This window comes from Parasedimentitalea psychrophila (assembly GCF_030285785.1).
GTDB classification, from domain to species: domain Bacteria; phylum Pseudomonadota; class Alphaproteobacteria; order Rhodobacterales; family Rhodobacteraceae; genus Parasedimentitalea; species Parasedimentitalea psychrophila.
Window position 1 is genome coordinate 1,633,115 of record NZ_CP127247.1, and the last position, 14,608, is coordinate 1,647,722.

The following is a 14,608-nucleotide window of genomic DNA, read 5'->3' on the forward strand; positions in this document are numbered from 1 at the left end:
GGAGAACGAACTATGACGATTAAAAAGGGTAAACCCCGTGGTCTTGGGCGTGGATTATCTGCGCTGATGGCAGATGTGAACCTGGCACCGGTTTCTTCTGCTGAAAAAATGCCGCGGAACACCGAAGTGTTTGTACCTATTGAAAAAATCGTGGCCAACCCTGAGCAGCCACGGCGACATTTTGTGCAGGTTGACCTGGATGATCTGACCGCATCGATCAAGGAAAAAGGCGTTCTTCAGCCGCTGATCGTGCGGCCGCGGGATGGCGGCATGTATGAGATTGTCGCTGGGGAGCGGCGCTGGCGGGCGTCTCAGGCGGCCCAGCTGCACCAAGTTCCGGTTCTTGTGCGGGATTATTCCGACCTTGAGGTGATGGAAGTTGCGCTGATTGAGAACATTCAGCGCGCGGATCTGAATGCTCTTGAAGAGGCGCAGAGCTACAAGCTTCTGATGGAAAAATTCGGCCACACCCAAGAGAAAATGGCTGAGGCACTGGGTAAGAGCCGCAGCCATATTGCCAATTTGGTGCGCTTGCTTCATCTGCCGGATGATGTGCAACTTCTTGTTCAGGAACGAAAATTGTCGGCAGGCCATGCACGAGCACTGATTACCTCGGACAATGCGTCGGAGTTGGCGAAGAAAATCGTCAAGGGTGGATTGTCGGTTCGAGCCACCGAGATTCTTGTCAAGAAGGATGCGGTCGGCGACACGCCACGTGCGGCAAGAGCGCCGAAAAAGCCGCCCGAGAAGGATGCGGATACGCGGGCATTGGAAAGTGACCTGTCCGCAATCATACGGATGCCGGTGTCAATTGATCATAAAACTGGCGGCGAGACCGGGTCCATTACCATATCTTATGAAAACCTGGATCAACTTGATGAGTTATGCGGCGTTCTCAGCCGCTAGGACGGCTCCAGATGAAGATCAGGACGCCGCTGAGCACAACGGATTGAATGGCCAGAATATGGCCCGGAGCGCCTAGGATAAGAGACAAAAGAAATACGGCGGCAATCGACAGGGTTGCCGCCTTTTTTGCGCCCGGGCGTATGGCGCGGTGCTCATTCCAATCGACGATCATTGGCCCAAAAAGAGAGTGAGCCAGTATCCAACTGTGCAGCCGCTCGGACGAATTCGCAAAGAAGAAGGTGGCGAGCAATAGAAATGGAACCGTGGGGAGCAGCGGCAACACAACGCCGACGATGGCCAGAGCCACACAGATAAGTCCCAGTCCGGCATAAATAAATCGCATTGCTACCTAATCCGCCAATAGTTCACGTAAGACTGCATTCAACACGGCGCGACCTTGATCTGTCGCCCGTAATATCGTCCCGGATTGTACCACCATACCCAACTGCAACAGGTCCTGCACTTTGTCCTGGGGCAGGGGGTGGCCAGCCAATTGGGCATATCTGCTCATGTCTATTCCCTCAACAAGACGCATCCCCATCATCAGGTGCTCGGCACTATATTCGTCAGGGGCAAGGGTGACGTTGACACAATCGCCTGTTCCCTCACCCACCGCCTGTAGCCAGGCGCCGGGTGCGCGCAGGCTCTCGGTGGCATAGCGGTGCCCGTTTAGGGTCAGGCGCCCATGGGCACCCGGGCCTATGCCGACGTAGTCCCCATAGCGCCAGTAGATCAGGTTGTGGCGCGATTCTGCGCCGGCGCGGGCGTGGTTAGACACTTCGTAGGCGGGCATTCCATGATCGGTGCAGATCTCTTGCGTTGCATGATACATGTCGGCTGCGGCGTCATCGGTTGGCAGGTTGCGCAGCTTGCCACGGGCATAGCGGTCGCCAAAGGCTGTGCCGTCTTCGATGGTTAGCTGGTACAGCGACAGGTGATCAATCGCCATCGACAGGGCCTGGTTCAGTTCTTGTTGCCAGTCTTTCAGCGTCTGGCCTTGCCGGGCATATATCAGGTCAAAGCTGACCCGATCAAAGCAGTTGCGGGCGGTCTCAAATGCGGCTTGGGCCTCTGCCACGGAGTGAATGCGGCCCAGCCGGCGCAGGTCTTCATCATTCAGTGCCTGAATGCCCATGGAGATACGATTAACGCCGCCATCGCGATAGCCGGCAAAGCGGCCCGCCTCGACCGATCCGGGGTTGGCCTCAAGCGTGATTTCGATGTCATTGGCAAAAGGCCAGATATCGCGGGCCGCTTCGATCACCGCTGCGACCGTTTCCGGCTGCATGAGGGACGGGGTGCCGCCGCCAAAGAAAATCGCATTAAGAACCCGGTTTGGAACCAGCTGGGCGTGCCGCTTCAGCTCACTGATATAGGCTTTAACCCATTTCTTTTGATCAACATTTGCGGTTACGTGGCTGTTGAAGTCGCAATAGGGGCATTTGGCCTGGCAGAATGGCCAATGCACATAAAGGCCAAAGCCGCCATTGCGCCAATCATCCATCGAAACAGGCTTTGACAAATTTTGCCACCGCTTGTCCACGGTGGCTGATCTTGTGTTTGTCAGTCGGCAGCATCTGGGCGCAGGTTACGTCCAATCCGTCGGGCTGAAACATGGGATCATAGCCAAAGCCGTTTTCGCCGCGAATGGGCCAGACCAGCTGACCCGGCATTACACCCTCAAAGACCTCATCGTGACCATCCGGCCAGGCAAGCACCAGGGTACAGCGAAACTGCGCTGTGCGAGGGCCCGGGGCGTTGACCGCCTCCAGTTCTTTCTGGGTGCGGGTCATGGCCATCATGAAATCCCGGCCATTCTCTGTTTCAGCCCAATCGGCGGTATAGACACCTGGTGCGCCGTTCAGCGCATCGATGGTAATGCCCGAGTCATCCGACAAAGCCGGCAGGCCGGTGGCCTGCGCAGCTGCGTGGGCCTTGATGCGGGCATTGCCAACAAAGGTGTCTTCGGTTTCTTCCGGCTCGGGCAGTGCCATTTCACCAGCACTGACAACAGTGACACCATAAGGGGCGAGGAGATGGGTCATTTCCTCCAGTTTACCCTTGTTATGAGTGGCGAGCAGTAGTTTTTCGCCGGTGAAAATACGGGTCATACGCAGGCTGCCTTTTGCATTTCAGCCAACTCGGATGTGCCCTTTTCAGCCAGATCCATCATCTGGTTCATCTGATCGCGTGAGAACACAGAGCCTTCGGCAGACATCTGAACTTCGATCAGCTTGCCGGATCCGGTCATGATAAAGTTGCCGTCCACGCCGGCTTCGGAATCTTCCGGATAATCCAGATCCAGCACGATCTGACCCGCGTAGATGCCACAGGAGATTGCGGCCACCGGATCAACCAAAGGGTCCATTTTGACGTCGCCGGCTTTCATCAGCTTGTTGACCGCAAGGCGCAATGCGACCCAACCACCGGTAATAGAGGCACAACGGGTGCCGCCATCGGCCTGCAAAACGTCACAGTCAACGGTGATTTGGCGTTCCCCCAAAGCAACCCGGTCAACGCCGGCCCGCAGGGCGCGACCAATCAGACGCTGGATTTCCACGGTGCGACCACCTTGCTTGCCGGCCGCAGCCTCACGGCGCATCCGGGTGTTGGTGGCGCGGGGCAGCATGCCGTATTCAGCGGTCACCCAACCCAGGCCCGACCCCTTGATGAACGACGGTACCCGCGGCTCAATTGAGGCGGTACACAGCACATGGGTGTCGCCCATTTTAATCAGGCAGGAGCCCTCGGCGTGTTTGGTGAAACTGGTCTCGATAGAGACGTCGCGCATTTGGTTCAATTCTCGTCCGGAGGGTCGCATGGGATATCCTTTTTTTGGTTGGCTTCGGGATAGCCTTCGGCAGCCTTGTGATGCAAGCCTGATTGACCTTTTGGCGCAAGCCTCTTTAATGGCAGGCTAGCCCGATTGTTCTATATTGGGACCAGATGATATGCAGGACTGACATGAACGACGCCAGCGATATCCTGAGGGACATGAATGACCGCTCACGTGACGTATTCCGGGCGGTAGTGGAAAACTACATGGATCGCGGTGGTCCGGTGGGCAGCCGCACCCTGAGCCGCAGCCTGAGCGAAAAGGTCAGCGCCGCCACCATCCGCAATGTGATGCAGGATCTGGAGCATCTTGGCTTACTCAACAGTCCGCATGTCAGCGCCGGCCGGGTGCCGACGCAGTTGGGACTGCGGTTGTTTGTGGACGGATTTCTGGAGATTGAGGATCTGAAGATCCAGGACCGGCAGAAAATTGACGCCACGCTGAACGGTAAATCCGCCGATGTCGGCGGTATGCTGGACCGGGTTGGCGCCGCTCTGTCTGGGGTGACACAGGGTGCCTCTCTGGTGCTGACCCCCAAACACGAGGCTGAAATCCGCCACATAGAATTTGTGTCTCTGGCGCAGGACCGGGCACTGGTGGTTTTGGTCTTCTCGGATGGTCAGGTCGAAAACCGGGTGTTCACGCCACCACCGGGACAGACCCCCAGTTCGATGCGCGAGGCGGCAAACTTTCTGAATGCGCTGATCGAGGGCAAGACGCTGTCGCAACTGCGCGGGGTGATACAAACGGAGATTTCCAGCCGCCGTCAGGAAATTGATCTGTTGGCGCAGGAGATGATCAAAAGCGGTTTGGCGCTCTGGCAGGACGAAGGTGAGGAGACGGCGCGACTGATTGTGCGCGGCCGGGCGAATCTTTTGGAAAGCGGCGAACCGGATGAGGGGCTGGACCGCATTCGGAACCTGTTCGATGACCTTGAACGCAAGCGGGATATAGCCGAATTTCTGCAATTGACCGAAGACGGCGACGGTGTGCGCATTTTTATTGGCTCAGAGAACAAACTTTTCTCACTTTCGGGTTCCTCTTTGGTGGTGTCTCCTTATATGAACTCGGATCGAAAGATCATTGGCGCGGTTGGGGTGATTGGCCCCACCCGGCTGAACTACGGGCGGATTGTGCCGATTGTGGACTACACGGCACAACTGGTTGGAAAGCTGCTTTCTGACCGGAGTTAGAGGTGAAACATGGCAGAGCCGAAAAACGAAGAATTTCTGGACGACATTGACACCGCCGAGGCGGAAGAGTTGGCGGAAGAGTTTGCTGAAATTGATGATGAAGCAATCGAGCTGGACGAGCTGCGGGCTGAACGCGATCAGTTGAAAGACCGGTTCATGCGGGCGCTGGCGGATGCTGAGAATTCCCGCAAACGTGGCGATAGGGCCCGGCGTGATGCCGAGCAATATGGCGGCTCCAAATTGGCCCGTGATATGCTGCCGGTTTACGACAACATGAAACGGGCGCTGGAGACGGTGACAGAGGAGCAGAAAGACGTTTCTGCGGCACTGATCGAAGGCATAGAATTGACCATGCGGGCGCTGTTGAGCGTGTTCAGCAAACACGGTATCCAAAACGTGGCGCCGCAGGTTGGTGATCGGTTTGATCCGCAGATGCATGAAGCGATGTTTGAAGCACCGGTACCAGGGACCCGTGCGGGCGACATTATTCAGGTCGCCGCTGAAGGGTTCATGTTGCACGATCGGTTGCTGCGCCCGGCCCAGGTTGGGGTGTCTTCGACGCCGGCTGGCTAAGAAATCGTACCATTCCAAGGAATGGCACGGGCCTCCGGCGGAGGTATTTTGAACAAGAAGAAAGGGCGGATCCGTGAGGGTCCGCCCTGTTGCTTTAGGAGTCGGCCTCTTTCAGACGGTAGAGCATTTCCAGCGCTTCACGTGGAGACAGCTCGTCCGGGTGAACACTTTTGAGCAATGTTTCGAGCGGTGATGGCGCTGTTGACACCGCAGGTTGTGCTGGCGGGGCGGCGGCAAAAAGAGGTAGATCGTCGATCTTTATTTTTGAACCGGATCCGTTGCGGCTGGCTTGCTCCAGCATCTCCAGTACATCGCGGGCACGGGCCACCACTGTCGCGGGCAGGCCGGCAAGCTTGGCCACTTGCACCCCGTAGGAGCGATCGGCAGCGCCCTTGCGAACCTCGTGCAGAAAGATGACGTCACCTTGCCATTCTTTAACCGTGACGGTTGCGTTTTCGACGCCCTTCAGCGTGGCAGACAGTTGTGTCAGCTCATGGTAATGGGTGGCGAATAAGGCGCGGGACCTGTTGGTCTCGTGCAGATGTTCCAATGTGGCCCAGGCGATCGACAAGCCATCATAGGTGGCGGTGCCGCGGCCAATTTCATCCAAAATAACCAGCGCCCGATCATCGGCCTGGTTCAGAATGGCGGCGGTTTCGACCATTTCCACCATAAATGTGGAGCGGCCACGGGCCAGATCATCCGAGGCGCCAACGCGGCTGAACAACTGGCTGACGACGCCGATATGGGCGCTGTCGGCGGGCACGTAGCTGCCGATTTGGGCCAGCAGAGCAATCAATGCATTCTGCCGCAGAAAGGTGGATTTACCAGCCATATTGGGGCCGGTGAGCAGCCAGATGGCGGCGCCGTCGGTGGCGCTCAGGTCGCAGTCATTGGCGATAAAGGCATTGCCACCCTGTTGACGCAGCGCCTGTTCCACCACCGGGTGACGACCGCCGGCGATTTCAAAGGCGCGGCTGGAGTCGATCTGCGGGCGATTCCAGTTCTCGCCCTTGGCCAAGTCAGCCAAACCGGTCAATATATCCAGTTCAGCCAATCCCCGCGCAGCCCCACTGAGCCGGGCTGACAGTTCTAAAATGGAGCCAGAAAGCACGGAATAGAGCCGCTTTTCGATCTCTAGCGCCTGGTTGCCGGCGTTCAGTATCTTGGTCTCGATCTCGCTTAGTTCAACCGTGGTGAACCGGACCTGATTGGCGGTGGTTTGGCGGTGGATATAGCTTTCGGACAGCGGCGCTGACAGCATTTTGGCGGCATGGGTGGCGGTGGTCTCAATGAAGTATCCCAGCACATTGTTGTGCTTGATCTTCAACGTGGTGATGCCGGTGTGTTCGGCATATTGTTTTTGCATCGCGGCGATGACCGAGCGGCCCTCGTCCCGCAGGGTGCGCGCCTGATCCAATTCCTCATTGTAACCGGTGGCGATAAACCCACCGTCGCGGGTCAGCAGCGGTGGTTCGGCGACCAATGATGCATCCAGCACTGCCAGAAGATCGTCAAAACCCTGTAGATTGCCAATGGCCTCGGCGATCAGCCTGGGCAGGTCCAGCTCCTGACACAGAGAGGCGATGGTTTTGGCCTGGGTCAGACCATTGCGAATTGCGGTCAGATCGCGCGGCCCGCCACGATCAAGCGCCAGTCTCGACAGTGCGCGATCCAAGTCAGGGCTGTGCCGCAGGGCATCGCGCAGCTGTTCTGATAGCTGCCCCTGGGTGACGGTAAAATCCAGCGCGGCCAAGCGGCCATGGATCACCTCAAGATTGCGCGATGGGCTGGACAGGCGTTGTTCCAGCAAGCGGCCACCGCCCGGGGTGACGGTGCGGTCAACCACCGATAACAAAGAGCCAGAGCGGCCACCGGACAGCGACCGGGTCAGTTCCAGATTGCGCCGGGTGGCGGCGTCGATCTGCATCACCCGGTCCTCAGACTCCTGCTCGGGCACTTGCAGCAGCGGCAGCTTGCCCTTTTGGGTGATGTCCAGATAGTCGATCATCGCGCCCATTGCTGAGACCTCGGCGCGGGAAAATGTTCCGAACCCGTCCAGCGCGCTGACCTTAAACAGGGCACAGATACGCTTTTCGGCGGCGGTGCTGTCAAAGCTGGCCTTGCCCAGCGGTGTCAGTGGGATTTTGTATTCATCCGCCAGCGGTCGGATGTGATCATAGGCCGGGCCGTCGGCGACGATCAACTCGGACGGGCCCAGCCGGGCCAGTTCGGGGGACAGACGCAGCCGCGTTACCGGCATCACGTGAAACGCACCGGTGGAAATATCTGCCCAGGCCAGTGCAGCCTGGTCGCGCATTTCGACATAAGACACCAGGAAATTATGGCGCCGCGCCTCCAGCAGGGAATCTTCGGTCAGGGTGCCGGGGGTCACCAGACGCACCACATCGCGATTTACCACCGTCTTGCCGCCGCGTTTCTTGGCCTCGGCAGGGGTTTCCAATTGCTCGCCCACCGCCACCCGAAAGCCCTTGCGGATCAGCGTCAGCAAATAGCCCTCGGCGGCGTGAAACGGCACCCCACACATCGGAATGTCATCACCGTTGTGCTTGCCGCGTTTGGTGAGCGAGATATCCAGTGCCTCGGCCGCGTTCACGGCATCGTCAAAGAACATCTCGTAAAAATCGCCCATCCGGTAGAACAGCAGCGCGTCAGGGTATTGCGCCTTGATGTCAAGGTATTGTGCCATCATCGGCGTGACTGTGGCCAAGGGGAGTTCTCCGGTCTGGTCGGTTGGGGTGCAGTATGTCTGACTTTACAAAGCCGTTGGAACGGGGAAAAGCAGAAACAAGCTGATGGGCAATCTAAATACTGGCCAAGGGTGCTGCCAGCTCAGGTTTGGATAGATTGATCTGTGCATGTTTTGCAGATGATTGATGAAATGATGTGACCTTCAAAAGGGGGGCTTCAGCTCAATGGATAACCTTTCAATTCTGGGTGAGATTGGCATTGTATTGATTAACATCAGTGGTTTATCGTAGAGTTGCGATGAATGACGTCAGTAATTTCATGTCGTACAGAACCACCTTGGGCGCAATAAAGTTTCGCCCAGCTCCGTTGAGAAGCTGCGCAGGCTGGGGTATGACGCTTAAGATAGTCAAAGGAATGACCCAGCCCATGTCTAAAACAAAGATCACCGATGAAGAGGCTCTGGCCTTTCACCTGGAACCAACCCCCGGCAAGTTCGAAATATCGGCGACGGTGCCGATGACCACGCAGCGCGATCTGTCACTGGCCTATTCACCCGGCGTGGCGGTGCCATGTTTGGCAATCGCGGAAAACCCGGCGCTGGCTTATGATTACACCAACAAGGGCAATCTGGTCGCGGTGATCACCAATGGCACCGCCGTATTGGGTCTGGGCAATCTGGGCGCGCTTGGCTCTAAGCCGGTGATGGAGGGCAAGGCGGTTCTGTTCAAACGCTTTGCCGACGTCAACTCGATCGATATCGAGCTGGATACCGAAGATCCGGAGGCGTTTATCAACGCGGTCAAACTGATGGAGCCAACCTTTGGTGGCATCAACCTCGAGGATATCAAAGCGCCCGAGTGTTTCATCATTGAACAGCGCCTGAAGGAAGAAATGGACATTCCGGTGTTCCATGACGACCAGCATGGCACTGCGGTGATCTGCGCCGCCGGTCTGATCAACGCGCTGCATATCTCGGGCAAAAAGATCGAGGACGTGAGAATTGTTCTCAACGGGGCAGGGGCGGCTGGTATCGCCTGCATCGAGTTGCTCAAATCTATGGGCGCGCAGCATGCGAACTGCATTATTTGCGACACCAAGGGAGTGATCTATCAGGGTCGCTCTGCCGGTATGAACCAGTGGAAGTCGGCGCATGCGGTGCCAACTGATTTGCGCACTCTCGAGGAAGCAATGAACGGGGCTGATGTGTTCCTGGGCGTTTCGGCCAAAGGGGCGGTTACGCAGGACATGGTGCGCGCTATGGCGCCCAATCCAGTGATCTTTGCGATGGCAAACCCGGATCCGGAAATCACCCCCGAAGAGGCGCATGAGGTCCGCGAGGATGCTATCGTTGCCACCGGCCGGTCGGATTACCCCAATCAGGTCAATAACGTGCTGGGCTTTCCCTATCTGTTCCGCGGTGCGCTGGATATCCACGCCCGCGCCATCAATGATGAGATGAAGATCGCCTGCGCCCATGCCTTGGCCGCGCTGGCCCGGGAAGATGTTCCAGACGAGGTGGCGCTGGCCTATGGTAAAAGCCTCAGCTTTGGCCGTGATTACATCATCCCAACCCCGTTTGACCCCCGTCTGATCCACCGGATTCCGGTTGCCGTGGCCAAGGCTGGTATGGATACCGGTGCTGCCCGCCGCCCAATCATCGACATGGAGGCCTATGAGTTAAACCTGAAGGGTCGGATGGACCCCACCGCTTCGATCCTGCGCGGGTTGAATGCGCGTGCGCGAACAGCGCAAAGCCAGATGATTTTTGCCGAGGGCGACGACCCGCGCGTGTTGCGTGCTGCTGTCACCTATCAACGCTCGGGTTTTGGTAAGGCACTGGTGGTTGGTCGTGCGGATGACGTGAAGCAGAAACTGGAAGAGGCCGGTCTGGCCGACGCGGTGAGCGAGTTGGAGGTCATCAACGCCGCCAACACGCCGCACTTGGAGACCTACAAAGATTTCCTTTACTCGCGCCTGCAACGCAAGGGTTTTGATCTCAAGGATGTGCACCGTCTGGCCGCCCGCGACCGGCATGTGTTTTCGGCGCTGATGCTGGCGCATGGTCATGGCGATGGTCTGGTGACCGGTGCCACCCGCAAGTCAGCGCATGTGCTGGCCCAGGTCAATCACGTCTTTGACGCCGATGCTGCGCATGGTGCGGCCGGGGTGACGGCGCTGCTGCACAAGGGTCGGATCGTTCTGATCGGCGATACATTGGTGCATGAATGGCCGGATGAAAACGACCTGGCCAATATCGCCGAGCGCGCTGCGGGCGTCGCCCGTCACATGGGGCTGGACCCGCGGGTGGCCTTTGTTAGTTTTTCCACCTTTGGCTATCCGGTCTCGGAACGGGCTGAAAAGATGTACCTAGCCCCAGCGGTGCTGGAACAGCGCGGTGTCAGTTTTGAATATGAGGGTGAAATGACCGTCGATGTCGCCCTGAACGCCACCGCACAAGAGGCCTACCCTTTCTCGCGGCTTACCGGTCCGGCCAATATCCTGATCGTGCCGGCCCGCCATTCAGCCTCGATCTCGGTCAAACTGATGCAGGAAATGGGCGGTGCCACCGTGGTTGGCCCAATCCTTAGCGGCGTCGACAAACCAATCCAGATCTGCTCGACCACCTCCACCGCCAACGACATTCTCAACATGGCGGTTCTGGCTGCCTGCGACATCGGGTAGGACATCATGGCAATCTGGAACCTAGGTTCGATCAACGCGGATATGGTTTACACCTTGCCGCATTTGCCGGCGCCAGGGGAAACCCTGGCAGCGCTGGACCTGCAACAATTTCTGGGCGGCAAGGGGGCCAATATGTCGGTCGCCGCCACCCGTGCCGGATCTCATGTCTGCCACATCGGCGCCGTGGGACCAGACGGCGGCTGGGCGGTGGATCGGCTGCTGGACTACGGTGTCAACACGGACCATATCGCCCGGGTAGATATCCCGACCGGCCACGCTATCATTGCGGTGGATCGTCAGGCCGAGAATCAGATCATCCTGTTTCCCGGGGCCAATCGGGCCATAACCTCTGATCAACTGGGTCAGGCGCTGACACAGGCCGCATCCGGCGATATTCTGGTGCTGCAAAACGAAACCAATATGCAGCCCGAGGCTGCTAAAATGGGCCGCGATCTGGGTCTGCGCGTCTGTTATGCGGCGGCGCCATTTGATGCCGCTGCGGTGCAATCGGTGCTGCCCTTGCTGGATCTGCTGTTCCTCAACGAGGTCGAGGCGCAACAGCTGCAGCACGCCACCGGCAAATCACCGATGGCGTTGGGCGTCGCAGATGTGATCATCACCCTGGGGGCCAAAGGCGCGCGCCACTTCAGTGCCGAAACCGGCGAGATCCTCGACATTCCGGCACATGCTGTGACCCCCGTTGACACAACCGGCGCCGGCGACACTTTTACAGGCTATGTTCTCTCCGGTCTCGATCGGTGTTTGCCAATGCCCCAAGCTATGGCCTTGGCGGCCCGCGCTGCTGCGCTAATGGTAACACGCCCCGGAACGGCGGATGTCATCCCAGACCTGAAAGAGGTCCAAGAAGCTCGTTTCTAAAGACAAAGGTCCTTTATTCATCTGGCCGGAAATATCCCGGGGGATCCAAAGGGGGCTGGCCCCCTTTGCCATTTTACTGCGTCTTTGCAAAAGCCGCAGCCTGTCCCCAAAGCTGCACCAAACGCGTATCACCCCCACCAGCAGCAACAGTCCGAACAACAGCAGGTGCCTCAAATTGTCAAACATACGCATCAAGGTCTCCCTTTGCGCCATCCTGACTGTGGGGGGCCATCCGGGCTCAATAAGGTGACACTCTATGTTACCAACTGGTGAGCAAAATTTACTGCTTGGAATGACGCCCCAACCCTCCTAGCGTCGCGCCAACAGGAGGATAAGATGACCGAGAAGATGAGCACCCACCAGGCCGAAGATGATCAGCGCAACGAGTCGATCTTGATCTACGTGAACGGCCGCATTGTTGCCAAGGCCGAGGCAACCGTGTCAGTCTATGACAGTGGCTTCATGCTCGGCGATGGGGTGTGGGAGGGCCTGCGTCTGTATAACGGGACATGGGCCTTTCTGGATCAGCATCTCGACCGCCTGTTTGAAGCGACCAAGGCGATTGACCTGGACCTGGGGCTGGACCGTGCCGGGGTGATTGCCGCATTGATGGCAACACAGCAGGCCAACGACATGACCACCGATGCCCATGCCCGGTTGATGGTCACCCGCGGCGTGAAAACCCGCCCCTTTCAGCACCCGTCACTGTCCAACCAGGGTCCGACCTTTGTGATCATAATGGAGCATTCGACACCAAAACTGCCGCGACCCATTCGGCTGGCCACGGTGCCGCACCTGCGCGGCTTGCCGATGACGCAGGATCCCAAACTGAATTCACATTCCAAGCTGAACTGCATCCTGGCCTGCATCGCCGCCGAAAAGGCCGGCGCGGACGAGGGGTTGATGCTGGATGTGAACGGTTTTGTGAACACCACCAATGCCTGCAACTTCTTCATCGTGCGCAAGGGGGAAGTTTGGACCTCGACCGGGGATTACTGCATGAACGGCATCACCCGGCAAAAGGTGATCGACCTGTGCCGTGCCAATGACATCCCGGTGTTTGAGCGCAATTTCTCTTTGGTGGATACCTATGGCGCCGATGAGGCATTTTTGACCGGCACCTTTGGGGCGCAGACTCCGGTCAGTGAAATTGATGGCCGTCAGATCGGTGCGGGCGACATGGGAGTGGTGACCCAACAAATCCGCAGCCTTTATAAAGCTTTGATCGAACAGGAGGCCGGCTGATGCGTATTGCGATGTGGTCGGGACCCCGAAACCTGTCGACGGCAATGATGTATGCCTTCGGCAATCGCGCAGATTGTGCCGTTGTGGACGAGCCGTTTTATGCCTCCTATCTGGTCAAGACGGGTTTGCGGCATCCGATGTGGCAAGAGATTCTGGACAGTCAATCCCATGATCCGGCTGTCGTGGTTGAGCAAATTACCGGCTCTAACCCAGGGGCAAAGCCCTATTATTATCAAAAACACATGACGCAGCATATGATTGCAGGCGTGCCGCGCGACTGGATGCGCGCGGTCAAAAACGTATTCCTGATCCGCCATCCGGCGCGGGTGATATCATCCTACGCCGCCAAACGTGAGGATCCGACATTGGACGATATGGGATTTTGGCAGCAGAGCGAGTTATTTGATGAAGTGACGGCTTGGGGCGGCAAACCGATTGTTGTGGACAGTCACGACATCCGGGAGAACCCGGCGATGATGCTGGAGAAATTATGCGACGCCATCGACATGCCGTTTTCAGCGCAGATGTTGACCTGGCCCAAGGGCGGTCACAAGGACGACGGAGCCTGGGCCCGCCACTGGTATGGCTCAGTCTGGACTTCAAACGGGTTTGCCGGCGCCGAGGCCGCCTTGCCCGAGGTGCCGGAGCACCTGCAAGATGTGCTGGATGCAGCGATGCCGTATTATGAGCAGATGAAATCGGTGCGGCTGTAAGGGGAAGGAGGGGCTTTGCCCCTCTGCACCTGCGGCGCATTCACCCCAGAGTAGTTTTGGCAAAAAGAACCAGGCTCAGCCCAGAAGCTTACCCAGCTTCATGGCAACGGACATGTCGCCCGAGACTTTTAGTTTGCCCATCATCACCCCGGTCATCGGGTTCAGTTTGCCGGTTAGCAGTTTGCCCAGGTTGTCTTGTGATAGGCGGATGCTGCAGTCGGTGTCCTGATCCGTCGTGCTGGCCTGATTGTCGGCCAATACGATGACACCGGAACCACCGCAGTCGAATTTCAATGATCCCTCAAATAGGGTACCATTGAGGCCTTTTTGAATGCGGTCTGCGATATCCTGAAGTGTCATTTATCTCTCCCTGCCTGACACCTGAGATATGTCGGAACGGCAGGCTGGGCAATGCTGACCAAAGGTGAATTACCGGTCGGAAAGAATTTTCACTGTCGCCGGGCAGAATTCGCCGTCAAAAAAGGCATCAAGAACCTGATGGAATTCAGCTGCAGCGCCGGGAACGGCGGCAAACAGTGTCATTGATGAGCACAATTTTTTGGCGTCCGTTGCGCCCAGTATCTGATCTGCCGGGATGCCCGGGTGGGTCAGCAGCAACCGGCTGACCTCGATCAATCGGCGGTTCAGCTCTGGATGGGCCAAATAGGCTGCGGCCTCGGTCAGGTCTTCGATCCCGTATAGCTGCGCCATATGGGATTCTCCCAATTCAGCAAGCTGGGGAAAGACAAACCACATCCAGTGGTTTGTCTTTTGGCCGATTTTTAGCTCGGCCAGGACATCGTTCCAGACAGTGTCCTGGGCCTCGATAAACATCTCTAATTCATCAGAGAAGTCGTCTTCTTCCATGG

14 protein-coding genes are annotated in these 14,608 nt (G+C 57.6%); 7 read left to right on the forward strand and 7 right to left on the reverse strand.

What is annotated here, in order from left to right:
- Positions 1–12: 12 nt before the first annotated feature.
- Positions 13–906, forward strand: a complete 894-nt coding sequence (locus tag QPJ95_RS07880; RefSeq protein ID WP_270917265.1) for a ParB/RepB/Spo0J family partition protein — start codon at positions 13–15, stop codon at positions 904–906.
- On the opposite strand, the gene QPJ95_RS07885 is transcribed toward QPJ95_RS07880, so the two are convergent.
- The 4 genes from QPJ95_RS07885 to rph are packed head-to-tail and all read right to left on the reverse strand — an operon-like array spanning position 896 to position 3,727.
- Positions 896–1,249, reverse strand: coding sequence for a YbaN family protein (locus QPJ95_RS07885; RefSeq protein WP_270917266.1), 354 nt, complete (start codon positions 1,247–1,249; stop codon positions 896–898). The two genes, QPJ95_RS07880 and QPJ95_RS07885, sit on opposite strands and share 11 nt — an antisense overlap.
- Positions 1,250–1,255: 6 nt before the next feature.
- Complete coding sequence (hemW, locus tag QPJ95_RS07890) at positions 1,256–2,410, reverse strand: radical SAM family heme chaperone HemW (protein WP_270917514.1); 1,155 nt, start codon at positions 2,408–2,410, stop codon at positions 1,256–1,258.
- Complete coding sequence (gene rdgB, locus QPJ95_RS07895) at positions 2,403–3,017, reverse strand: RdgB/HAM1 family non-canonical purine NTP pyrophosphatase (RefSeq protein WP_270917267.1); 615 nt, start codon at positions 3,015–3,017, stop codon at positions 2,403–2,405. The genes hemW and rdgB overlap by 8 nt, the downstream gene beginning before the upstream one ends.
- The gene (gene rph, locus QPJ95_RS07900; protein ID WP_270917268.1) at positions 3,014–3,727 is read right to left on the reverse strand and encodes a ribonuclease PH; all 714 of its coding nucleotides are present in this window, start codon (positions 3,725–3,727) and stop codon (positions 3,014–3,016) included. Before rph ends, rdgB begins: the two co-directional genes overlap by 4 nt.
- Positions 3,728–3,870: 143 nt before the next feature.
- Between rph and hrcA the strand changes: the two genes are divergently transcribed.
- Together hrcA and QPJ95_RS07910 are read left to right on the forward strand one after the other, a co-directional pair.
- Positions 3,871–4,935 carry a heat-inducible transcriptional repressor HrcA gene (gene hrcA / locus QPJ95_RS07905; RefSeq protein ID WP_270917269.1) on the forward strand — a complete coding sequence of 355 codons (1,065 nt, stop codon included), beginning with the start codon at positions 3,871–3,873 and terminating at the stop codon, positions 4,933–4,935.
- Positions 4,936–4,944: 9 nt separating this feature from the next.
- Positions 4,945–5,508 (forward strand): nucleotide exchange factor GrpE, encoded by a 564-nt coding sequence (locus tag QPJ95_RS07910; RefSeq protein WP_270917270.1) that lies wholly within the window; start codon positions 4,945–4,947, stop codon positions 5,506–5,508.
- A gap of 94 nt (positions 5,509–5,602) precedes the next feature.
- Here the strand turns inward: QPJ95_RS07910 and mutS are convergent, their stop codons facing one another.
- Complete coding sequence (gene mutS / locus QPJ95_RS07915) at positions 5,603–8,221, reverse strand: DNA mismatch repair protein MutS (RefSeq protein ID WP_270917515.1); 2,619 nt, start codon at positions 8,219–8,221, stop codon at positions 5,603–5,605.
- A gap of 425 nt (positions 8,222–8,646) precedes the next feature.
- Here mutS and QPJ95_RS07920 point away from each other — a divergent pair, with 425 nt between their 5' ends.
- The 4 genes from QPJ95_RS07920 to QPJ95_RS07935 all read left to right on the forward strand — a co-directional run bounded on the left by QPJ95_RS07920 (position 8,647) and on the right by QPJ95_RS07935 (position 13,739).
- Positions 8,647–10,902, forward strand: a complete 2,256-nt coding sequence (locus QPJ95_RS07920) for an NADP-dependent malic enzyme (RefSeq protein WP_270917271.1) — start codon at positions 8,647–8,649, stop codon at positions 10,900–10,902.
- A 6-nt stretch (positions 10,903–10,908) separates the two neighbouring features.
- Entirely contained in the window at positions 10,909–11,781 is an 873-nt protein-coding gene (locus tag QPJ95_RS07925) for a ribokinase (RefSeq protein ID WP_270917272.1), read from the forward strand.
- A 336-nt stretch (positions 11,782–12,117) separates the two neighbouring features.
- Entirely contained in the window at positions 12,118–13,026 is a 909-nt protein-coding gene (locus QPJ95_RS07930) for a D-amino acid aminotransferase (RefSeq protein WP_270917273.1), read from the forward strand.
- Positions 13,026–13,739 (forward strand): sulfotransferase-like domain-containing protein, encoded by a 714-nt coding sequence (locus QPJ95_RS07935; protein WP_270917274.1) that lies wholly within the window; start codon positions 13,026–13,028, stop codon positions 13,737–13,739. Before QPJ95_RS07930 ends, QPJ95_RS07935 begins: the two co-directional genes overlap by 1 nt.
- Positions 13,740–13,814: 75 nt before the next feature.
- Here QPJ95_RS07935 and QPJ95_RS07940 read toward each other — a convergent pair whose 3' ends face one another.
- Positions 13,815–14,099, reverse strand: coding sequence for an SCP2 sterol-binding domain-containing protein (locus QPJ95_RS07940; RefSeq protein WP_270917275.1), 285 nt, complete (start codon positions 14,097–14,099; stop codon positions 13,815–13,817).
- A 69-nt stretch (positions 14,100–14,168) separates the two neighbouring features.
- On the reverse strand, positions 14,169–14,606 hold the full coding sequence (locus QPJ95_RS07945) for a DUF1810 domain-containing protein (protein WP_270917276.1): 438 nt from the start codon (positions 14,604–14,606) through the stop codon (positions 14,169–14,171).
- Between the last annotated feature and the right edge of the window lie 2 nt (positions 14,607–14,608).

Bases quoted from the DNA above. Each gene is read 5' to 3' on its own strand.
- QPJ95_RS07880 (WP_270917265.1), top strand. From the start codon at position 13: ATGACGATTAAAAAGGGTAAACCCCGTGGTCTTGGGCGTGGATTATCT.
- QPJ95_RS07885 (WP_270917266.1), bottom strand. From the start codon at position 1,249: ATGCGATTTATTTATGCCGGACTGGGACTTATCTGTGTGGCTCTGGCC.
- hemW (WP_270917514.1), bottom strand. From the start codon at position 2,410: ATGGATGATTGGCGCAATGGCGGCTTTGGCCTTTATGTGCATTGGCCA.
- rdgB (WP_270917267.1), bottom strand. From the start codon at position 3,017: ATGACCCGTATTTTCACCGGCGAAAAACTACTGCTCGCCACTCATAAC.
- rph (WP_270917268.1), bottom strand. From the start codon at position 3,727: ATGCGACCCTCCGGACGAGAATTGAACCAAATGCGCGACGTCTCTATC.
- hrcA (WP_270917269.1), top strand. From the start codon at position 3,871: ATGAACGACGCCAGCGATATCCTGAGGGACATGAATGACCGCTCACGT.
- QPJ95_RS07910 (WP_270917270.1), top strand. From the start codon at position 4,945: ATGGCAGAGCCGAAAAACGAAGAATTTCTGGACGACATTGACACCGCC.
- mutS (WP_270917515.1), bottom strand. From the start codon at position 8,221: ATGATGGCACAATACCTTGACATCAAGGCGCAATACCCTGACGCGCTG.
- QPJ95_RS07920 (WP_270917271.1), top strand. From the start codon at position 8,647: ATGTCTAAAACAAAGATCACCGATGAAGAGGCTCTGGCCTTTCACCTG.
- QPJ95_RS07925 (WP_270917272.1), top strand. From the start codon at position 10,909: ATGGCAATCTGGAACCTAGGTTCGATCAACGCGGATATGGTTTACACC.
- QPJ95_RS07930 (WP_270917273.1), top strand. From the start codon at position 12,118: ATGACCGAGAAGATGAGCACCCACCAGGCCGAAGATGATCAGCGCAAC.
- QPJ95_RS07935 (WP_270917274.1), top strand. From the start codon at position 13,026: ATGCGTATTGCGATGTGGTCGGGACCCCGAAACCTGTCGACGGCAATG.
- QPJ95_RS07940 (WP_270917275.1), bottom strand. From the start codon at position 14,099: ATGACACTTCAGGATATCGCAGACCGCATTCAAAAAGGCCTCAATGGT.
- QPJ95_RS07945 (WP_270917276.1), bottom strand. From the start codon at position 14,606: ATGGAAGAAGACGACTTCTCTGATGAATTAGAGATGTTTATCGAGGCC.